The sequence below is a fragment of the Falsibacillus albus genome, assembly GCF_003668575.1.
GTDB lineage: Bacteria > Bacillota > Bacilli > Bacillales > DSM-25281 > Falsibacillus > Falsibacillus albus.
Window position 1 is genome coordinate 77321 of the sequence record NZ_RCVZ01000006.1, and the last position, 21668, is coordinate 98988.

Below are 21668 nucleotides of genomic sequence, written 5' to 3' on the forward strand. Positions count from 1 at the left end.
GGGAATGGCCATGCAGCGATTCATACAATTCAATGATGAAAAAATAGATTCCATGCTATTCATGGAATTGACCGATTTGGCAAAGACGTTGGCAAAAGACGAAGAATATGAAGTTGAGTTCGGTGTGCAGTCATATTTGGATTTAATTGGTAAAAAAGTATATGTAAGCCACTTCTGGAATCATCGGACGCAAGATGAAATTTGGGCAGGAATGAAGAGCGATGTATTCTTGAGGACAGTCGGAAACTTGAAGTATACAGATTTCAATGAAGTGATTGCATTTATTTCAAAATTGAAGAAGACGGGGCTGTCTAGCCTAGGAAAACAATTATTTGTCGTTTTTGAAGACTTGAGAATAGAAGAAATGATCAAACGGGAGAGGCCGGGGACAACGAAGGCATTTCAGGTGAGGCGTTCCATTTATCGGAAACACTTTGAAACCCAGCAAAATGTGAATTTAGTTAAAAGCGTCTTTACTGATGCATTGTTCAATACCATATATTTGCTGATTCATTCTACGTCCCCGCTAGAAGAAGTTCCGACGATCACCGAAAAGATTGAGCTCGCACTTCCATTCATCAGACAGCAACTAATGAAGGTTTATGAATCAAAGTCAACGAAGGAAAATATAAATATTTGTTTGGAATTGATTGATGTCTTGGATGAAATTGTGGAAAAGGACATGTTAAACGAATATTTCCATCTTCCCGAGAAAGTTTATTTTAAGGAAGAGACCTCGGAAACCTTTGATGACTTAAAGCGTAAAGATCCTTTGAAAAATAGGGATGTCCAAGAAAAGGAGAAAGAAGAAAACGAAGAAGTTTTTGAAGAAGAAATGAAAACTTGGCATCGGGAAACAAAAGACATGAGCAAAAGCTTCCTGCAGTTCGATCTTGACCAAGGCACACAAACTGACCTCCTCGGTGAAGGAGTCAGGGAGGGGGATGCTGGAGACCAGGCACTCGGAATCGTTCAGGGATCTTCCAAACAAACATCACGGAATGATTATTCGCAAATGGAAGCAGTGGAAAAAAGTGATGCAAAGGAAGGAAAGGAAGGACTTGAATTCGGCAAGGAAAATCGATATGCCTACCCTATCTTCCTCAAGCCTGATCCTCCGGCACCGGAGGAAATCAAAACATACAATCAACTTGTTCAATCAATCAGCACGTATCAGAAGAAATTGAAGAAAATGATTGAAAAGACCCTTGAGCACAAACGCATACAGCCAAGGACTGATTTGCATTTTGGAAGATTAAGCAAAAGGCTTCTTCGTTATTTTACAGATGATGCACCAAGATTATTTTACAAAAAATCAGAGCCATCCAGAGAAATCGATGCCGTTTTCAGCTTACTGGTCGATTGTTCCGCTTCTATGTTCGACAAGATGGATGAAACCAAAATCGGTATCGCATTATTTCATGAAGCCTTAAAGGGAGTGGCAGTCCCACATGAAATTGTAGGGTTCTGGGAAGATACAAACGATGCAACAGAGACGAGTCAGCCCAATTATTTCAAGACCGTCATCGACTACACATCTTCCACCTTGAAGCGAAGCGGCGCAGAAATCATGCAGCTTGAGCCCGAGGAGGACAATCGGGATGGATACGCGATAAGGATCACAATGGAGAAGCTTCTTCAAAGACATGAAAAGCAGAAATTCCTGCTTGTTTTTTCGGATGGAGAACCTGCTGCAATGGGATATGAACAGAATGGGATCGTTGACACTCATGAGGCGGTTTTGGAAGCACGCAAACAAGGGATTGAAGTCATCAATGTATTTCTTTCCAACGTTGAAATCGAAGAAAGCCAGAAGAAGGTCATCCAAAATATGTATGGCAGGTTCAGTCTTTTCGTTTCCAATATCGAGGATCTGCCTGATATTCTCTTCCCATTGTTGAGAAAATTGCTGTATAAAAGCCTTTGATGCTCCTTCTGAAGGGAATAAGAAAATCATTCTGCAGCCCGAATCCAAATCATTCCACTAGCCAATGTGGAAATCCCTTATTGTTTCTATAATGAACTTATAAGCGATAAGGAGTGATCAAACATGGATATTGGATGCTATATGATGATGGCTGCCAATGTGAATGAAATAAAAGCAAGACAGAAATTTATTGATGAACAGGGATGGAAGTATCAATCATCTCGTTCTGAAACAGCCAAAAGGTATGATTTTATCTTCCGGAAAAAAAGAAGAAAAAGCTTAGCTTGAGCATCTTGGGTTGAAATGAGGGAAAAGGGCCACTCATTTCAACCCTTTTTGATTTTCTGGAGATGCAGGTTAAGGAGTTGAATGATGCTGCTTTGCAAAAAACAAACAAATATTAATGAAAATCGAGGAAAAAACTAGTAAAATGTATGGAAGATACTCTTACCATAAAACTTAATAAAATGGACAATCTAATATACATACTGGGCAGGTCCATCCCTTGATTGGTAATTGTAAATGCACAGCTACAAGAGGAGGCATTTTACTTGCACAAACTTGATCCACATTATGTGTTTGAACTTGGACTATTATTAGTGATGCTGGCAGCTGGAATAACTGCTGTAGCCAAGAAATTTCGCCAGCCCTATCCCATAGCATTGGTGATTGTCGGTGCGGTCATTGGGACGTTTGATATCCCGGGTCTGGAATCATTAAAGCTTTTTATTACAAAAGGGGAAATTTTTAATTTCGTCGTGATTACATTATTTCTACCTGCATTATTAGGTGAAGCCGCTCTGAAACTCCCTTATCCACATTTAAAGAATAATAAAGAACCAATTGCTGCGCTGGCTTTCGGAGGAACTTTAATATCATTTCTAATCATCGGGTTTTCCATCCATTATCTTTTCGACTTTCCGATCCCAGCTTCATTTGTCTTTGCTGCTCTGATGAGCGCAACCGATCCGGTCAGTGTTCTTTCGATTTTCAAAAGTTTGGGTGTGAAAAAAAGATTGGCCATAGTCGTTGAAGGGGAAAGTCTTTTCAATGATGGTTTGGCGGTTGTACTGTTCAACATTTCTGCCTTTTACCTTCTTTCGTACATCGATGCAGGATGGGCTGGGCTTGGGAACGGGATTTGGGAATTCATAAAGGTCATCTCCCTCGGCTTGATGGTTGGTGGAGGTTTAGGTTATGCATTTTCCATATTGACTAAGTTCTATGATGACTATCCTTTGGAAATCATGTTCAGCGTCATTTTGTTTTATGGATCTTTCCTGCTGGCAGAAAGCCTGCATGCATCAGGGGTAATCGCTGTAGTCACTGCTGCCATCATCTTTGGAAATTTCGGTGCACGAATCGGGATGAGCCCTACTACCAAATTGAACATAAGCAACTTCTGGGATGTTGCTGCATTGTTGGCCAATTCGCTTGTATTCTTGATGGTCGGACTGGAAATTACAAGGATTAATCTCATGGATAAATGGGGATTGATCGTAGGGGCGATTGTCCTCGTTTTGATTGCCAGGACCATTGCAGTATACTCAAGTCTGGCTTTCATCAAAAGCTTTCCGACTAAATGGAAGCACATCATCAACTGGGGTGGATTGAAGGGCTCTTTATCCATCGCCCTTGTATTAAGTTTGCCGCATGATTTTGAAGGAAGAGAAGATATCCTGATTTTGGCATTCAGTGTGGTCCTGTTCTCCCTTGTGGTGCAGGGGCTATCCATCAAACCATTGATCGGCAAGCTCGGGATCAAGCAAAAGAGTGAGGCCATGATCGAGTATGAAGAGCTGCTGGCACAGCTGCACCGGTATGAAACAGCCATACAGGAAATACACCGGATCAAGCAAAAGCTGTTTATCACTGAGCACGTCTCAACAGAATTAATTGAAACATATGAAAAGAGAATCGACATGGTCAAAGCTCAGCTGACCCATATATTTGAAACGAATCCGGAATTTAAAGAAGATCAATTATCAACTTTGCAAAAGCACGTTCTATATGCCGAGCACGAAGCAATTGATAAATTATTGCGTGAGGACATCATTTCAAATGAAGTGGCTGAAAAAGAGCATGAAGATGTGACTGATTCAATCGTCAAAATTGGAGAAAAGCACTAAAGCTTGGCTTTTTTAAACAACGCTGTTGATTTCCGCGCAAGACTTCGCTATCCGCGGCCGGGGAGCCTCCTCGGCTATCGTCTCCGGGGTCTCCCTGACTCCCCTTTTCCCGCCGGAGTCTTCGATTTGCCCTCCAATCAACAGCTGGGGAGAGCTTATACAACAATAAGCTTTAACAAAGCCTAAAGTTTAAAAGCTAAAGGAGGAAATCCATTATGGATTTCCTCCTTTCTCATCAAAAATGGTAATGACAAATCGTTCATGGTCTTCGTCAACCAAAATACAATATTCACTTAAAGGGGAAAGGCCGATAAGGTTTTGGATTTCTTTTGGTATGAGGACGGCTCCTTTTTCAGATACCATCCTTATATTATGCACTGTAGGATTGTCAGGGCTTTTGATGATGATTGAACCGTCATAATAAAATATTTCAGCCTGGTTCCCGGGTTTCAGGTCGAATTCATCCAGCCATCTGCGTGGCAGCTTGACATACCCCGTTTTATTGAAGTCTTTGCATTTATACAGTTTAGTCATGATACCATCTCCTAGTATTCTATATACCCAGAGGATGGAGATCAAACGTTTTTAAGGGGAATTTTTTGCTTGTTCTTGAATCATCTCATGGAGGCTTGAAATAAATTGATTATGGATATGGTCAAATCTCAGGCATTCTGTTTTTAATGAAACGCTGCCTTCTTGAACCAAATGAAGCATGTCTTTTAATTGTTCCCTCCAGCGGGGGATTGCTTCATTCAGATTGAATTGAATAAATCGTATCAAAACTTTCATGGAATGATGAAGCGATTCCAATTTCTGCTTTGTTTCCTGAAAAATGACCAATCTCACATTTAACTCAATTATGCAATCCGCAAGCCTTTTTTCAGTGCCTCCATCCAAGGTGGGGGCCATTCTTTTTTGAAGAATTGATAATGATTGAATGAATTCCTTTATTTTTGCGTTGTGGTACTCGTAATCGTCTTCCAATTTCGCAAGTGTTGTTTTCTCTTCATTCAATAAAGTATCAAGAATTCGACCAAGCTTAAGTTGTAGCCTTTCCACTTGAGCTTCAACCTGCAAGCACTTTGAAAGGAGGGGGCGCGGACTGTTTTTCAATCCAAAAAACCATTTTCGGGACGGGCTTTTTTGAATATTCCTTAAGTCTCGAAAGTCTATGCTTTCCAATTTGGTCAATATTTCTGACAATAATTGATGAACGTGTCTCATCTCACTTGAATGGATGTGATTCAATAAATGGGAGTCGAAGAAATTAAGTTTGGAATAGTGACGCCTGCATTCATCCTCGATTCCTGAGATATCGGGGATATTCTTCCCGGCTATAGGCATCTCCTTACTAAAGTTACTGTTTGTCATATGAAATCACCAATGTTTTTGTTTTACGTACTCGATTTCCACCTGAAGGTCATGGAGGTCACCCGAATGGAGCTTGATTAAATCATCATTCAATGATTGATTGATTAAGCTCAAAGCCTCCTTGGCTTCGCCCATCGTTTTGCGAAAGGATGGATCATTTAAGCCATTGGCAGATAGTGCAGCATATTTTTCTGTGATTTCAACAGCCGAATCGAGATGCTGATAAAAAAATTGCTCACAGGAAAAAAACAATTGAGGTTTTAGTTTTACAGTATGAAATATTTGTTTGGATAATTTTTGGGTTTCATAGAACTGTCTAAAGGCAGAAATGGATTTTAATTGAAATATTGATTTATTCAGCTTCTTTATTTTTTGTTTGGATTCTTTTAATTGTTGCCGTATGTATGCATACTCTTTACGGTCGAGGCCATATTGCTTATGGATATTGGCTGTTTGCATCCACTTGATGATGAAGTAAATGGCGATTGAAGAACTTATTGCAAGAACGCTAGTAAGGGAAAATGGGATATTCCATGAAAAAAAGCTCAAAAGCCAAATAAAGATCCCGGATAGAGTTGAAATGCAGCTTCTTATGATATAGCGCATGAAAGATTTCATCGTCTTTGGCTCCCTCAATTTGGTAACTCCATCTTATAATATTGACTTCCGGCAAGCAAGTTGTTCACCTACATGGATGGTGCATCTTTTTCTTTGGTGTCTTCAAAATCCATTCTGTGCACAAAAAAAGGAGTGCATTTGCACACCTCCAATTTTTTCCTAATATAAAATATCAAAAGATGAAAATTCTTTTTCTGTTGCCTTCCATGTCCATTGTACATCCCTTACCTTTGAAAAGGGAGTGGGGTTATCCTTCAGTTTGTCGATGAAAGGATAGATGACTTTCTCATCACCTTGTACGAAAACTTCCACTGATCCATCTCCCAGGTTCTTGACCCACCCGTATAAACCATTTTCCATGGCGATTTTTTGGACAGTGAACCGGAAACCGACACCCTGTACTTTGCCCGTTACAAAAATATTAGCGCTTTTGATCAATGCAGCCTCACCTCGATTTATCTTTGGCAAGGATTATAACATTCACATATCACCATGTAAAAAATATGAATGTTTCATTACTCTAAAAAGTGTGATTTCCGCTGGAGGATGCTCGTTTTTTGAGCGGCGTCCGGTGATCCCTCAGGACATTGCATTCACTTCTTCGAGCCTAACATCGCACGAAGAAAATGCGTATGCATTTTCGAGGAGTCACCCACCTTCCGACCATTAATATGATTAATTCGGGACCAGAAAACCTGTTCAAAAATAATCTTTGTTTCGTTAATAGCCAAAAAATCCTTTCGATTTGAAGGCAATCTCAAACACATTGCTTGTCTATCATCTGAAAATGATGACCTATAGGGATTTGATAAAATTGGCGACAGATCGATTAAATTCATCTGGTTCTTCCAAGAAAGGGCAATGGCAGCTGTTTTCGAATATTTGTAAAACCGATCCCGGAATTGAATGATAAAGATGTTCGCCGGCAGCTACAGGAATCAGTTTTTCGTCCCGTCCGAAACAGAGAAGAGTCGGGGTGGCGATTGACGGAAGAAAATCTCTATAGTCGACGATGGATTGATCGAATAAAATGGCACTGGCGATGGATTCTGGCACCTTATTCACTTCTTCATTCATCCACTTTGCATCCTCTGACGATAAAGGTTCCTTAAACATCAGGGGGATGAATTCGGAAACAAACTGCTCTCTGTTCGTTTGGATTTGCCGCATAAAATGAATAAGCGTAGGTAAATCAAACGCTCCGATATCAAAATCGGACCATTTAAAATCCGAAGCTAACTCATCGACAATAACTGTGCCCTTGACTGATTGGTTTCCGAAAGACTTTAAATATTCCCATACAACAAAAGCACCCATCGACCACCCGACTAGAATGACTTCCTTTAATTTCAGTTTGTTTATAAAGGAGTGGAGGTCAGCGGCATACGATGAAACTGTATGTCCAGAGGGGACTTTGGATGACTTTCCGTGTCCCCGCAGATCAATCGTGATTGTCCGGAATTGCTTTTCAAAAAAAGGAATTTGCTTTTGGAAGAACTTACTGCTCATCCAAACTCCGTGAATGAAAATGATGGGAGTGCCTGTTCCACTGTCCGTATAAAAAAGGATGGTATCATCATTCAGCTTAAATTCCGCCATTGATATTTGCCTCCTAATCGATTAATCAACAACAATATAGCCAATCATCGGCCCTTGATGGGCATAATCTTCGTGCATATTACAGATGATGCGATATACGCCTTCTTTCGTGAATTTTAATGGTACTATTGTTTCTTTTCCTTTCTTCACAGTCCCTTTAATGTTAGTACCTTCAATATAAAAAGGGTGTTCATCACCATTGACCCCATATATTTTCAGATTGACCTTTTCATTTTTTTGCAGGACGATCGTACCGGGATCCCATCTGTATGCCTCGATCATCTTACCATCCTTCGTCGTAGATTTAAATTCTGCAGTGATCATATTGATCGTACGAACCCCTTTATCAGCATCTACTATGGTTTCCACACTATCAGGCTTTAAAGTAAACCATGCTGCGGCACCGATGATCGCCAAGAATAATAATAGAATTGCGACAATATTCTTCTTTTTGATGACAATGAAATTCAAATCTCTTCCCCCTTCAATATCAAATTACTTAACTATATGCAGACAAGCCTGTAATTTTTCCGTTTTTTTCCCTTTTGAAAGGAGCTTGCTAAAATGGCACAACTTTTGAACGAAGGAATATATTATAAGCATCTTTAGGCTGGGGTGACAGTCATGTCCGTATATCAAAACCAAAATGTGGTTAATAGATTGAAATTAGCAAGATGGCTTCAAGTAATATACGAAGAGACGATAGAGAATGAAGGAAATTGTTTGAATGAGATAGATTTCAGCATTCGTAATTTGTATGCGTACCTAAAGCTGAGAAGGTTACGGCTGCATCATCTGGAATCAAAGATGCTATCGGAAGGCCTCGGGTCATTCAAACAGTCAGAAGAACACGTAGAGCACTTTTTACAAAAGAGCATCGAAAATTTAACAAACCGTCCTATCGGAAGCGAAGGAAGATATGACTGGTGGAAAGCCACGCGGTTAAGAAAGGAAAGGGCAACATGCCTATTCGGTGCATACGATTCGGAGAAAACAGTAAAAAAAATGGTCACCATGGATATGAATATGAGTAATGAAACAATTGAGAGGCTTCTCAAGTGCGGGATGGATTTGGCAAGGATTAATTGCTCCCACGACAGTCCAGGAGAATGGATCAAAATGATATATAAAATCAAACAGATTGAGGCTGCCATCGGCAATGATGGATGTCAAATATTCATGGATCTCCCTGGGCCAAAGATTCGTGTAAAAAATATATTATATAATCCATATACGACGAAGGTTTCCGTCAATTCTGATGAAGCCAAGCAAGGAATGGTGGCAGAAAGGAAGATGAACGATGTCGAGGATGTCAAAGCAAGTTTTATGATAGAAATCAAGGGAAGGGACCATTTTCAATCGATTGAAGGAAATGAAGTGCTGGAAATTAAACAAGGGAATGAACAGAAAGCTAAACTGAACATTATTAAGGTATTGGATGACCACAGCTTATTGGTTGAAACGCATGAGTCATTCGAAGTCAACCAGAATTGTAAGCTGTTTATCGGAAACACTGGAATTGATATTACAAATGTACAACTTGATCCGATGCAGATGAGACTGAAAAAAGGGTATAAAGTAAGAATTTATCTAGATGAAAACAATTTCAAACGAATCAGGGGAAACAGCCAATGCGCTTGTATTTCTGTTTCACATCCAAAGGCATTGAGAAATGTGAGGCTGAAAGACAGGGTCTACTTTGATGATGGCCAAGTCGAGGGAAAGGTGATGCGCATAACCCCTGATTTTATTGAGCTTTTGATTCTCACTCCGTCTGAAAAGGCAAAAAAGATAAAGGCTGGAAAGGGAGTGAACTTTCCCGATTCCTTTGTTCATTTAATGATGCCGAATTTGACGAATCAAGATCTAAAATACCTGCCTGTCATCATTGAACATGCAGATATCATCGGGTTATCTTTTGTCAATCATCCTCAAGACGTAAAAAAGCTAAAGGATATACTTGAAGATTATGGGAGAACCGATATTGGCATCGTCGCAAAAATTGAAACGAAGGAAGGTGTCAATCAACTTTCCAGCATTTTGGAGGAAGGTCTTCAATATCCAAAATTCGGTGTTATGATTGCCAGGGGTGATCTAGCAGTCGAAATCGGCTTTCAAACGATGATTTCAATTCAGCAGCATATTATCAGTATGTGCAACGCTGCACATGTGCCTGTGATTTGGGCAACAGAAGTACTGGAGCTGTTAACCAAAAAAGGTCAGCCAAGCAGGTCTGAAATCTCAGATGTCTTTTTAGGGAGCAAATCAGATTGCATCATGTTAAATAAAGGACCTTATATTTCAGAGTCATTAAAGATGCTCGATATGCTCCTTCAAGGCGAAATAACATCCAATGTCTTTTATCGCAGCGATACCCGCAATTTTTTTCAATCGCAGTTTGAAATAATGAATATAAGGAGAACTACTTAATCCATACAGAACCGTGGAGGGGATTTCCACTGCACGCTGGCGGAATTCATTCTTGATGCCCTTAAGGCGCGGAAAACTATATAATGGTCACCAGAATCGAGATCTGATGCCCGTCAAGTGCGGAAAACTCTATAACGGTCACCAGATTCGGGGTCTGATGCCCTTTAGGCGCGGAAAACTATATAATGGTCACCAGATTCGGGGTCTGATGCCCTTAAGGCGCGGAAAACTCTATAACGGTCACCAGAGTGGAGATCTGATGCCCTTTAGGAGCGGAAAACTATATAACGGTCACCAGATTCGGGGTCTGATGCCCTTAAGGCGCGGAAAACTATATAATGGTCACCAGAGTGGAGATCTGATGCCCTTTAGGCGCGGAAAACTCTATAACGGTCACCAGAGTGGAGATCTGATGCCCTTTAGGCGCGAAAAACTCTATAACGGTCACCAGAGTGGAGATCTGATGCCCTTTAGGCGCGGAAAACTATATAACGGTCACCAGATTCGGGGTCTGATGCCCTTAAGGCGCGGAAAACTCTATAACGGTCACCAGAGTGGAGATCTGATGCCCTTTAGGCGCGGAAAACTATATAACGGTCACCAGATTCGGGGTCTGATGCCCTTAAGGCGCGGAAAACTATATAATGGTCACCAGAATCGAGATCTGATGCCCGTCAAGCGCGAAAAACTATATAACGGTCACCAGAGTGGAGATCTGATGCCCTTTAGACGCAGAAAACTATATAACGGTCACCAGATTCGGGGTCTGATGCCCTTAAGGCGCGGAAAACTCTATAACGGTCACCAGAATTGGTGTCTGATGCCCTTAAGGCGCGGAAAACTCTATAACGGTCACCAGAGTGGAGATCTGATGCCCTTTAGACGCGAAAATCTATATAACGGTCACCAGAATCGAAATCTGATGCCCTTTAGGCGCAGAAAACTTTATAACGGTCACCAGAATCGAGATCTGATGCCCGTCAAGCGCGAAAAACTATATAATGGTCACCAGAATCAAAATCTGATGCACTCCAAGCGCGTAAATCTTAAACAGGTGTTCAAATTCTAATTCTAGTCACCTTTCTGAGCGAGGGGCAAGCAGCTTGCTTGCTCCGGTTGACATCTTCCGAGGCTAAGAATAGGACCAAAGGGGATCGAGAGGATATTCTCTCGATCCCTTTGGTGTACAAACTGAAAAGTAAGTAATTTTTACCATGTTTTTTTCAAAAACCGCTTTAGCATGTCATCGCTGTTTCATTTTCTTAACAATCACTACTTTTTTCCCGTGCTTATGAATGTGAATGATAAAATATGGCTTAGAATGTAGGAAGATAGGTTAGGTGGATGTATGATTAGAAGATGGACAATGATGATTTTTGCATTGATTTTTGTTTTAAGCAATTCGTACCATACTTTTGCAAAGGACAAAGATGAATCTTTAACGATTAGAAGTCAAGCAGCAGCGGTATTGGACTCGACCACTGGTACAGTACTATATCAGAAAAACGGAAATAAAAAAATGTACCCGGCTAGTCTTACAAAGATTGCGACGGCGATATATGCAATTGAAAAAGGAAAGCTGGATGACAAGGTGACCGTGAGCAAAAACGCGGCTTCCGTTGATGGAACGCGGGTTTACTTAGATGAAGGAGAAGTTGTGACTTTGAAGCACCTCCTCCAAGGTATGCTGATCAACAGCGGAAATGATGCAGCAATTGCAGTTGCGGAACACATTGATGGAAGCGTTCCAAAATTTGCTGAACACATCAATGCGTATTTGAAAAAGCAGATTGGTGTCAAACACACTCATTTTGTAAATCCTAATGGACTTTATGATCCAGAACATTACACAACTGCAAATGATCTGGCCAAGATTACAAATTATGCAATGAAGAATGAAACGTTCCGCCAAATTTTTGGTACAAAACAGCTTAAGTGGAATGGAGAATCGTGGAATACAACCTTATATACCCATCATCGGATGCTCAAAGGTGAAATACCTTACAAGGGCATTACAGGAGGCAAGACGGGTTTTGTGAATGAGTCTGGCCACACTCTTGCCACGACAGCACAAAGTTCAAATATCCATTTGACGGTTATTACAATGGATGCCATATATAAAAAAAATGCATACAAGGATACGAAAACTCTCCTTGACTACGGGTTTTCCCACTTCAAAACGATTAAAGTCCCAAAAGGCAGTATGTTTACGAAAGGAAAGAAAAAATACGAAGCCAACAAGGATTTATTTTTCACAAAAAATTTAAGTACTTCTGTCAAAGAAGAAGTGGAGAAAAACGGACTATTAAAAATAGTGGATAAAACCGGGGATGTAATTGACGAATTCCCTTTATCAGAGAAGAAAGTGCATGCGGCACAAGGGGATCTTCCACACAAGGGTAAGAAAGAAGATTCTGATCTGCATTCTTCAATAATGGTCAGTGCGGTGTCAATTATGTTATTCTTCATGACCACGCTTTTCATCAGGAAACTCATCAGGAAAATAAAACGCTGAATCATTTCAGGCGAGGCTGCCCCATAGGTGATATGACTATGCGGCAGCCTCTTTTGCATCCTCCAATACTTCATTCTTTCGGTCGCTGGTAAACAATGCTATAGTAGAAGCAATCATTTAGATGAAAAAGGGGGGACAGCTCATGAATGAAGCAGCTATTGATCAATATTCCCGTCCATTGAAGGATTTAAGAATTTCGGTAACAGACAGGTGCAATTTTCGCTGCCGATACTGTATGCCGGCTGAAATATATGGCCCTGATTTCCCATTTTTAAAGCACTCGGAAATATTGACCTTTGAAGAAATCGAAAGAATTGTGAATGCATCAGCCCAGCTTGGCGTTGAAAAAGTGAAAATCACTGGAGGAGAACCGCTTCTTCGAAAACAGCTGCCTGAATTGATCCACAAGCTGTTCAATATAGAAGGCATCCGGGATATAGGATTGACAACGAATGGGATGCTCTTGCCCAATTTGGCAGCTAAATTAAAATCAGCAGGATTAAAAAGAATAAATGTCAGCCTGGATGCAATAGATGAAGAATTATTTGCAAAGATGAATGGAGTGGGCATCAGCCCTGAAAATGTTAAAAAGGGCATTCGTGCTGCTCAACAGGCAGGATTGCAAGTGAAAGTGAATATGGTCGTCCAGAAAGGCATCAACGAATCAGAAATCGTTCCAATGGCTGATTATTGTCGTGATAACAATTTGACCTTAAGGTTTATCGAGTTCATGGATGTTGGAACTTCTAACGGATGGAATTGGGATCAAATCGTCACCAAAAAAGAAATCATGGCGAAATTGATTGAACATTTTGAATTTAACCCTTTGGATGCCAACTATTATGGAGAGGTAGCAAAACGCTATCAATATGATGATCAAACAACAGAAATTGGCTTTATTACCTCTGTTTCTGAATCATTCTGCTCCACATGTACGCGAGGCAGATTATCTGCCGATGGAAAGATCTATACTTGTTTATTTGCTGAAAACGGGCATGACATAAAAAGTTTTTTGCGCAGTGGATCGACGGATGCACAATTGAGGGAATTCATTGCGGGAATATGGGAAAAACGAAATGATCGATATTCGGATGAAAGAACGGAAGAGACCGTGAAAAATAAGAAAAAAATCGAAATGTCCTATATAGGCGGCTGAATCCAGTCGTACGGGAGGGGAGAAATGTGAGGAATCGAACACCTAAACTTATTAAAGAAGCCATCATGCAAGTGATGACTTATAAAACAAAGGGAGTAATTGAATATGTCAACATCGAAGAGTCTGATGGAAGGTATTTAGCCGAACCGTTAGCTGCCGATCATGATATCCCACTTTTCGATCGTTCACCATATGATGGATTTGCCATAAAGGCATCTGAAAATGATGTCAGCGGCGTCAACCTCTTGATCGTTGATGAAATCGGTGCTGGTGAAGTCAGTCCCCATATTCTTCAGGAAGGGGAGGCAATCCGGATCATGACCGGTGCACAAATCCCCAACGGTGCGGATTGTGTCATTATGCTGGAAGATGTTGAGGAAATTACATCCGGCGGGTACAGATTCATTAAACCTAAGATCAATGTCAAGAAAGGGGAAAATATTTCTTTCCGAGGGGAGGAATTGAAAAGTGGCCATCACCTCGTTGATAATGGTACTGTGGTAACTCCCGGTGTGAAAGCTTTGTTGGCGACATTCGGATATGCCAAGGTTCCCGTTGTCCGAAAGCCGGTAGTATCGATCATAGCAACCGGTACTGAGCTTCTTGACATCCATGAGCCGATTCAACCTGGAAAGATCAGGAACAGCAACGGATATATGATCGAATCCCAAGTGATCAAAGCTGGAGCAATCCCATATAGAATCTCTGTTAGTGAAGATAGACTTGAAACGATTCTGGAAAAAGTGGAAGAATCATTAGTATCATCTGACATTCTCATCACAACGGGCGGAGTTTCTGTAGGCGATTATGATTTGCTCCCAGAAATATATGAAAAACTAGGAGCGAATGTATTATTCAATAAAATAGCGATGAGGCCTGGCAGTGTTACGACTGTAGCAGAATTAAACGGTAAGCTTCTGTTCGGTCTTTCCGGAAATCCATCAGCGTGCTTTGTCGGCTTCGAGTTGTTTGCCCGTCCGATCTTGCGCCATTGGCTTCATTCAGATAAACCATTTCTTCAACAAAGGCAGGCATATCTATGCTCGAGCTTTGAAAAACCGAATACTTTTACAAGATTCATAAGAGGCAGATACATATATGACGACGGGAAAATCAAGGTGTCAACAGTCGGTCTCGATAAATCAAGCACTGTCTCTTCACTTGCTTGGGCCGATTGTTTAATCTGTCTGCCTGGAGGGGATTCAAGCTTCAAGGTAGATGAACTTATCGATACAATCGATTTAAATGATCAAATTGGGAGTGTTCACCCTTGGACAGAAGTAAAGTAAGCATCCTATAAGGGTGCTTTTTTTGGGAGATCATCAGAGGCGATTGACAAAGACCGTCCATTAAACAGCATGAAAGAACATTGCTTTGCAAATAGAAGGGATTTCGATACACTAGTAGTACTTATTAATACAGGAGTGGTTTTAGTGTCTTTAGGATGGCGTGTCATTATTATGAAAGGTGAAAATGAACCTTGGTGGTTCTTTGAAGATTGGGAAGAGGATATCGTCCTTGAAAAATCATTTGATGATAAGGAAAAGGCTATCTCATTCTTTAATGAAAAAGCAGAAAAATTTAAGAGTGTATATCAGCGAATGAGACAGAAAAAAACAATCATGGCAGCATTTTGGAATGAAGGGGAACGAAATTTTTGCGAAGGCTGTGATGATGACCTTCAAATTTATCTTGGCTTGATGCTGATGTATGGAAATGAGCCATATGATGTAAAGGAAGAGGAAGAAAAGCTATTCCATTTATAGTGTGAGCAATTTACGGGGGATGGGGGAAAACTGGTGAATATCTTAATCATCGGAGGAACTAAGTTTGTTGGGAGAAGTATTGCTGCTGAAGCATTAGAAAGAAACCATGATGTGACATTGTTCAATAGGGGTATAACGAACCCTGATGCATTTCCGGAAGTACCTGTCATGATCGGGAATCGGGACAATGTAAATGACCTTGAACAAATTGCCCGGAGCCACTGGGATGTCATCATTGACACATGCGGCTACCAGCCTCATTCGGTGCAAAAAGCAATGGATATCCTTAGAAACTCTACTGGTAAATATGTGTTCATCTCTACATGTTCAGTCTATAAAGACGCGTTTAAAGCAACAGGGGTGACTGAAGAATCTGAAACGTTGAAGCTTTCAGAGGGTGATGAATCTCGATTGCATGAAGAAGGTTCACTGCCTGTGGAAAGGTATTATGGAGAACTGAAACAATTATGCGAATGCGAGGTCATGAATACGTTTGGAAAGGATGCATTGATTATTCGTCCAGGTTTGATTGTCGGACCCTATGATCCATCAGACCGCTTTACCTATTGGGTAGAGCGAATTTCAAGAGGGGGCAGTACGCTGGTACCCGACAACCTGGATTGTCTCATTCAATTTATTGATGTAAGAGATTTGGCATCCTGGGTGTTTACCATGATCGAAGAAAGCCTTAATGGCATATGGAATGTGGTCGGTCCGACAGAACCGCTGAGATTTGGCGACTTTTTAACCGAATGCAAACAAACTCTGAATTCACACGCAGAATTTGTGCAGGTGTCCGACCAGTTTTTATTGGAGAATGAAGTACAGCCATGGATGGAACTCCCCTTGTGGATTCCTCAGATAAATAGCTATGGGCTGGATATTCGCAAAGTCAAGGAATTCGGATTGAAGACCCGGCCTTTGAAAGAAACGATCAAAGAAACGTATGAGTGGGCATCTTCTCGTGATCAGGAACTCAAAAGAAACGCAGGGCTGGATAAAGAGAAAGAAAAACGCTTATTAAACCTGAGGGTGAATAGCCATTAATTAAGTGGAGGAGCTCGGCCAGCACAGTGAAAGCGAGAATTTGCACGCAAAACAACTGAGGGATATAACAGAACCGAAATGAAAAAGGCTGTCAAAAGTATAAACACTTACGGACAGCCTTTCTTGCATGATCAATGAAATTTGCTTTCAACCTCTTGACAAATTTGGTCGGCAGTCAATCCATGAGCATTGATGACAGAACCTTGAGTAGTGACATTTTGAATGCCCATTACGTTTTGATCTTGCCCGGTGATTACACAGCAATCACAGTTAGTCGCATCATTTTCATTCTTTAAATCCACCACTTCATAACCTTTTTCCCGAAGGACTTGAGAAACATCAGAAAGAGACTGTTCTACACCAATTCTTTTTGACATAAAAAAACACCTCCTATAATAATTTTATCATCACCAAATATCGCGTTATTATGCGAAATTCATGTGGATAAAACAAGGCAGGAAGGTTAGGTATAAACTACCATTTTTACAAAAAGAACAACAGAACGTTTGTTCGTATAGAAAAATGTGCTAAAATGGGGTTGTACAGTTACATAGCAGGGTGGGCAGTGGCTACTCCCGGGAAGGGAGGTGGTCGCTTAATGATTCCAATTGCTGAAACGATGCAGTTAATGATTGCTTTTGGTTCATTAATCATTGCCATTGTGGCGGTTACACAAAAAAAGAAGTAACCCACCCTGTTGCTCTCTAAAAAAGGGTGAGTTACTTCTCTCTTACTTAGGGCTGCTGCACTTCTTGCAGTGATAGCTGTACCTGGAGTTCTGGTTGCCGCCAGAACTCTATAATAACTTATGCTCCTTGTATTGAATTATAACCGTTTTATGCGGACACGTAAAGGAGATGCCCTTTTTTAACTAAAAGTTTTTTACCTGTCCGACGCGGGGATATATCATTTCTTCTGCATGATCATTCGAACTGGACCTGCTGCCCATTATTTCCAAGAAGATTCCTGCATAATGTTCATCCCATTGAGTTCCGCGGCCATCATTTATGATGGCAAGGGCTTTGTCTGGATTCATACCTTTTCTATATGGTCTGTTGGAGGTCATGGCATCATAGGCATCTGCTATGGCAATGATCCTTCCAAATACGGGGATGTCTTTTCCTGCAAGCCCAGAGGGATACCCTTTGCCATCCACTCTTTCGTGGTGATGCTTGATCCCCGGGAGAAGCTGTCGCATATTTTCAGGAAGATTGACCTCTGAAAGAATTTGGGCACCAATCAAAGGATGCTCTTTAATTTGATTGAACTCTTCATTGGTTAATTTACCATCCTTCAGAAGGATATCATCTTTGATCCCGATTTTCCCGATATCGTGCAGCAGAGCTGATTTTACCAGCCAATTCAATTGATCTGCAGACAATTGTGCTTTTTCACCAATTAATAAAGAATAGTCAGCCACCCTTTGTGAATGACCTGCCGTATAAGGATCCCTCGCATCCAACGCAGCTGCAATGACCGTGAAAAAACTATCGAGCAGCTGAGAGTTTTGCTTATCCCGAAGTTTGATCGATAGGATCATATGGTTGAAGCCATGGATTAATTCAGCGAATTCATCCGTATGGTGATTTGGCAGCATTGAAATACTGCCCTCTTGCACTTCTTTAAATCCTAACTGCATTTCGAGCAGCGGCTTTTGAATGCTTTTATAAAGCAAGATTGCCCCGGTGATGCTGAAAAGGATGATAACAAAGATGATGATGGCTGCCCAGCTCAAATATTCATTTGAGACAACGATGGATGACTCAACGAATCTAACCTGTGTGGCGAGACTGAAGAGGAGCACTGGAAACAAAGATAAAAACAATGCTCCGATCAGCAGCTTCCTTTTAATGCTGAAAAAATAATGTTGATCGGACGCTAGCGTCGACTGATACAGGCTCATGGACCTCTCCTGCAAATCCAATATGATCGCTCTGATGGATTGTTGGGTTAAAAAAAACTCAATTAAAGCATGCATAGAAGCGATGAGCAAAGCACCGATAAAAGCCAAAATAATAAACGAATACGGAATTTTCAATATCCCGATTCGGATGAAAATCAGCGTCAATACAATTGATGGGATAGCCAACCCAAGAAAGTGGGGGAGCAATATCCTCTTAACAGTCAAGTAAGGGAACTGCAAAATCACTTTGTATGCTGTAAGCAGCTGATTTTTTGATATTTGCCCCTTTACATAAATTTCATAAAGAGGTTTCAAATGCAATCGATAGACGATCATCTCCGAGGACAGCATGACGCATAAAGAAAATGCCAAGATGAACCAGATTGCTTTTACTTCTGTGGCCGACAGATTCAATGTCTGAAAGATAAATATCGACCCGATCCCCAATACTGCGACAAGTGAACCTATCAGATAATTGAACAGCATTCTTTTTTTGAATTGAGTATATATTGACAAAGGTTTTTTACTCCTCATATGGAAATTTATACTTAAAGTATATCATTTTCTGACATGACCGAATATACTCCTACATCAAGGAAAGCTCTCAGTTTGACATTCTCTTTCAGTGTTGTATAATTATTTAAAAGAATAAACATTTTACAAATAATGAGTTCGCTATTCACATATTATAAAGAGTGATCACAGGAAGCGGTACTTTTTATAATATGTGAATTTTTTATTTATAAAATTGAAGCATATTAATATTTTTGATTGTAATGGAGGATTTACCGTGGAAAAAGGAACTGTAAAATGGTTTAACGCAGAAAAAGGCTTTGGATTCATCGAAGTTGAAGGCGGAAATGATGTATTTGTTCACTTCTCAGCTATCACTGGCGAAGGCTTCAAAACATTGGAAGAAGGCCAACAGGTTGAATTCGAAATCGTAGAAGGCAATCGTGGCCCACAAGCAGCTAACGTTGTAAAATTATAATCAGCAGATTCTGGTTTATTGAATAGCTATCCTAACATGGGTAGCTATTTTTATAAAAGGCTATTTCCGAAGGATTGCTGTTCGAAAATTACAGCAATGACTCCGAAAACAGCTTTATCAAATATAAATACTACCAATGGAGGTAAGTTCCATATGGCATTTGGAAGAAAACCTGAAGAAGAGATTATTACAGCCGAAACAAAGATTTGGGAATGTACATCCGATTCCTGCAAAGGATGGATACGAGATAATTTCAAAAGCAGCGAAGATCCTCGCTGTCCTCTTTGTGGTAGTGAAATGGAATCTACGACAAAAGTACTTCAAGTTGTCGATAACAACAGTCCGATTAAAGACTAATATGATTCTTTGAAAAGGCTGTCCCTAAGGTGAGAAAACTTATGGGACAGCCTTTTCTCGATGGGATTTTTAACTTTGCAATAATGAGGATGATTAAAGTGGCTCCAATTGTTTCGAGAGAATATAAAGAAAAAATGAAAAAAAAAATAATGGAAACTGCTTTTTTGTGCTTTGCTGAAAAGGGATTTCAGGTCGCCACGATGGATGATATTGTCAAAAATTCCGGCATGAGCAAGGGAGCGATCTACAATTATTTTAAAAGTAAAGATGACATTTATATTGCCTTGATGGAGGAAAGAACAAAGACAAGCATTGGACAGCTTAAAGACAAGCTCTCAGCCATTCCTTCAGCCAAAAAGCAAATGGAATTCTTATTAAATGTATATAGCCTTCAAGCTGAAAAAAATCCGGAGTGGCAGAACAATATTCGAGTCCATATCGAATTTTGGCTTCAATCTTCAAGGGATGAAAAATTAAAACTACTCCTTGAAAAGAGAATGAAAGAAATTTATCAACAATTGATTTTTGACATTCTCGAAGAAGGGAAACGCACGGGGGAGTTCTCCAAAAGTCTCGATTCAACCTTAATTTCCATCTTGTTCTGGTCAATCATCGATGGTATTTCCACCTATTATGGTGTGATGAAAGATGATTATCCATACCGTAAAGTGATGGAGAAGGCAGGGGAAATGATTTTAAAAGAAATAAATCACAAATCCGAGTATCATAAGGAGGATATTTAGTTTTTTTATAGAATAAAATAAACCGTACAGTCGGTTTTGATAAAACAAATAAAGGGGTGTTAAATGTGGCATTAATGAAAAGGCTCTTTCAATGTACCCTAGAAGAATCAGTCACTGCTTGGAACAAAGGCTTTGAAGGGTATTATTTTGATGCGTCTACCGATGTCGATCGATTTACGAAAAGAATGATCTCCGACGGACTGCAGCCATCCATTTCCATAATCGCCTTTGAAGATGGATCACCTGTTGGGCTCGTGCTTAGTGGGAAGAGAAAAGTTAGAGGAGTCACGATGTCGTGGAATGGGGGGACAGGTGTCGCCACAGAATATCGCCGACATGGAATTGGAAAGGAATTAATGGCTGAGGCTATGAGCATCTATCAAGAAGAGAATGTAGATGTTGCCACATTGGAAGCGATTTCCCAAAATGAGAAAGCAATTAAACTTTATGAAAAAATGGGGTATCGAATTGTAGATGGAATCAATCACTATACTTTGAAAGGTGAATGGCAGGAAACAGATGACGGAAAAAGATTCTTCAATATCAAAAAAGGAAGTATCACAGACATAAAACAATTTGCTCTATACCAGGATAAGGGGCCTTGGCAGGCGCAATGGGAGCATATCGCGGATGCGGAGGCATGGATATCTATTAATGAAGAAGGAAATGTAAATGGATATGCCATTTATAAGAACCACTTTAATGAAGAAGGTACCTTACAGGCAGTTACGCTATTTCAAGCAAATACCGCAGCTGATCAAGAAGGGGGTAGCCTCCTTCAGGCTTTGGTCAGGAAGGTATTCCAGCCCGAAGTCGAAAATCTTAAACGAACGGCTGCATTTATTCCGGTTTCCAACAAAAATCTCGTTGCCTTGCTTTTAGAAAATGGCTTCGAAACTAGTGTTGAACAGGTTTATATGGTCAAACCATTGACGGATAAAGGGGATGCATTTGTTCAGGAATATTATGCATTTTCCAAACAGGATGCGCATTGAAAATGATTGACAGAGCTGGCGTGAAATTAATTTCATTCATTCTCTATTTTAAGGAATGGAAACAAACTTTACGAAAATAGCCATAAGAAAAAGACTGCAAGTAAATTCCTGCAGTCTTTTT

At 40.4% G+C, this 21668-nt stretch carries 22 protein-coding genes; 14 read left to right on the top strand and 8 right to left on the bottom strand.

Going from position 1 to position 21668, the window contains the following annotated elements; translation table 11 throughout:
• The first annotated feature begins 10 nt into the window (after nucleotides 1-10).
• The 3 genes from D9X91_RS10310 to D9X91_RS10315 all read left to right on the top strand — a co-directional run bounded on the left by D9X91_RS10310 (nucleotide 11) and on the right by D9X91_RS10315 (nucleotide 4056).
• Nucleotides 11-1927, top strand: a complete 1917-nt coding sequence (locus D9X91_RS10310; protein ID WP_121680536.1) for a vWA domain-containing protein — start codon at nucleotides 11-13, stop codon at nucleotides 1925-1927.
• Nucleotides 1928-2050: 123 nt separating this feature from the next.
• A complete protein-coding gene (locus D9X91_RS22485) occupies nucleotides 2051-2215 on the top strand; it encodes a hypothetical protein (protein WP_158598280.1) in 165 nt (54 codons plus the stop codon).
• A 263-nt stretch (nucleotides 2216-2478) separates the two neighbouring features.
• Nucleotides 2479-4056 (top strand): cation:proton antiporter, encoded by a 1578-nt coding sequence (locus D9X91_RS10315; RefSeq protein ID WP_121680537.1) that lies wholly within the window; start codon nucleotides 2479-2481, stop codon nucleotides 4054-4056.
• Between the two features lie 213 nt (nucleotides 4057-4269).
• Here D9X91_RS10315 and D9X91_RS10320 read toward each other — a convergent pair whose 3' ends face one another.
• The 6 genes from D9X91_RS10320 to D9X91_RS10345 form a co-directional block, all read right to left on the bottom strand.
• Nucleotides 4270-4590, bottom strand: a complete 321-nt coding sequence (locus D9X91_RS10320) for an AbrB/MazE/SpoVT family DNA-binding domain-containing protein (RefSeq protein ID WP_121680538.1) — start codon at nucleotides 4588-4590, stop codon at nucleotides 4270-4272.
• Between the two features lie 51 nt (nucleotides 4591-4641).
• The gene (locus tag D9X91_RS10325; RefSeq protein ID WP_121680539.1) at nucleotides 4642-5427 is read right to left on the bottom strand and encodes a hypothetical protein; all 786 of its coding nucleotides are present in this window, start codon (nucleotides 5425-5427) and stop codon (nucleotides 4642-4644) included.
• Nucleotides 5428-5433: 6 nt separating this feature from the next.
• Nucleotides 5434-6045 (bottom strand): 5-bromo-4-chloroindolyl phosphate hydrolysis family protein, encoded by a 612-nt coding sequence (locus tag D9X91_RS10330; RefSeq protein WP_148709065.1) that lies wholly within the window; start codon nucleotides 6043-6045, stop codon nucleotides 5434-5436.
• A gap of 159 nt (nucleotides 6046-6204) precedes the next feature.
• Nucleotides 6205-6483, bottom strand: coding sequence for an acylphosphatase (locus tag D9X91_RS10335; protein ID WP_121680541.1), 279 nt, complete (start codon nucleotides 6481-6483; stop codon nucleotides 6205-6207).
• 357 nt (nucleotides 6484-6840) lie between these two features.
• Nucleotides 6841-7644: an alpha/beta fold hydrolase gene (locus D9X91_RS10340; RefSeq protein WP_121680542.1), complete on the bottom strand. Its 804-nt coding sequence runs from the start codon at nucleotides 7642-7644 to the stop codon at nucleotides 6841-6843.
• Nucleotides 7645-7665: 21 nt separating this feature from the next.
• Nucleotides 7666-8115 (bottom strand): cupredoxin domain-containing protein, encoded by a 450-nt coding sequence (locus tag D9X91_RS10345; protein WP_121680543.1) that lies wholly within the window; start codon nucleotides 8113-8115, stop codon nucleotides 7666-7668.
• A gap of 153 nt (nucleotides 8116-8268) precedes the next feature.
• Here D9X91_RS10345 and D9X91_RS10350 point away from each other — a divergent pair, with 153 nt between their 5' ends.
• The 6 genes from D9X91_RS10350 to D9X91_RS10380 all read left to right on the top strand — a co-directional run bounded on the left by D9X91_RS10350 (nucleotide 8269) and on the right by D9X91_RS10380 (nucleotide 16558).
• Complete coding sequence (locus D9X91_RS10350) at nucleotides 8269-10074, top strand: pyruvate kinase (protein WP_121680544.1); 1806 nt, start codon at nucleotides 8269-8271, stop codon at nucleotides 10072-10074.
• A gap of 1348 nt (nucleotides 10075-11422) precedes the next feature.
• A complete protein-coding gene (locus tag D9X91_RS10360; protein WP_121680546.1) occupies nucleotides 11423-12589 on the top strand; it encodes a D-alanyl-D-alanine carboxypeptidase family protein in 1167 nt (388 codons plus the stop codon).
• Between the two features lie 142 nt (nucleotides 12590-12731).
• Nucleotides 12732-13745, top strand: coding sequence for a GTP 3',8-cyclase MoaA (gene moaA, locus D9X91_RS10365; protein WP_121680547.1), 1014 nt, complete (start codon nucleotides 12732-12734; stop codon nucleotides 13743-13745).
• Between the two features lie 65 nt (nucleotides 13746-13810).
• Nucleotides 13811-15034, top strand: coding sequence for a molybdopterin molybdotransferase MoeA (locus D9X91_RS10370; protein WP_121680681.1), 1224 nt, complete (start codon nucleotides 13811-13813; stop codon nucleotides 15032-15034).
• Between the two features lie 144 nt (nucleotides 15035-15178).
• Nucleotides 15179-15511, top strand: coding sequence for a DUF1033 family protein (locus tag D9X91_RS10375; protein WP_158598281.1), 333 nt, complete (start codon nucleotides 15179-15181; stop codon nucleotides 15509-15511).
• Between the two features lie 33 nt (nucleotides 15512-15544).
• The gene (locus D9X91_RS10380; protein WP_158598282.1) at nucleotides 15545-16558 is read left to right on the top strand and encodes an NAD-dependent epimerase/dehydratase family protein; all 1014 of its coding nucleotides are present in this window, start codon (nucleotides 15545-15547) and stop codon (nucleotides 16556-16558) included.
• Between the two features lie 131 nt (nucleotides 16559-16689).
• On the opposite strand, the gene D9X91_RS10385 is transcribed toward D9X91_RS10380, so the two are convergent.
• Nucleotides 16690-16935 (bottom strand): YkuS family protein, encoded by a 246-nt coding sequence (locus D9X91_RS10385; RefSeq protein WP_121680550.1) that lies wholly within the window; start codon nucleotides 16933-16935, stop codon nucleotides 16690-16692.
• 221 nt (nucleotides 16936-17156) lie between these two features.
• Here D9X91_RS10385 and D9X91_RS22490 point away from each other — a divergent pair, with 221 nt between their 5' ends.
• Nucleotides 17157-17246: a putative holin-like toxin gene (locus tag D9X91_RS22490; protein WP_158598283.1), complete on the top strand. Its 90-nt coding sequence runs from the start codon at nucleotides 17157-17159 to the stop codon at nucleotides 17244-17246.
• Nucleotides 17247-17429: 183 nt separating this feature from the next.
• On the opposite strand, the gene D9X91_RS10390 is transcribed toward D9X91_RS22490, so the two are convergent.
• On the bottom strand, nucleotides 17430-18977 hold the full coding sequence (locus D9X91_RS10390) for an HD domain-containing phosphohydrolase (protein WP_121680551.1): 1548 nt from the start codon (nucleotides 18975-18977) through the stop codon (nucleotides 17430-17432).
• Nucleotides 18978-19251: 274 nt separating this feature from the next.
• Between D9X91_RS10390 and cspD the strand changes: the two genes are divergently transcribed.
• From cspD to D9X91_RS10410, 4 genes are all read left to right on the top strand, one after another.
• Complete coding sequence (gene cspD, locus D9X91_RS10395; protein WP_121680552.1) at nucleotides 19252-19452, top strand: cold-shock protein CspD; 201 nt, start codon at nucleotides 19252-19254, stop codon at nucleotides 19450-19452.
• A gap of 153 nt (nucleotides 19453-19605) precedes the next feature.
• A complete protein-coding gene (locus D9X91_RS10400) occupies nucleotides 19606-19809 on the top strand; it encodes a cold-shock protein (RefSeq protein ID WP_121680553.1) in 204 nt (67 codons plus the stop codon).
• A 41-nt stretch (nucleotides 19810-19850) separates the two neighbouring features.
• Nucleotides 19851-20552 (top strand): TetR/AcrR family transcriptional regulator, encoded by a 702-nt coding sequence (locus D9X91_RS10405; RefSeq protein WP_121680554.1) that lies wholly within the window; start codon nucleotides 19851-19853, stop codon nucleotides 20550-20552.
• A gap of 74 nt (nucleotides 20553-20626) precedes the next feature.
• Entirely contained in the window at nucleotides 20627-21547 is a 921-nt protein-coding gene (locus tag D9X91_RS10410; protein WP_233569772.1) for a GNAT family N-acetyltransferase, read from the top strand.
• The last annotated feature ends 121 nt before the right edge of the window (nucleotides 21548-21668 follow it).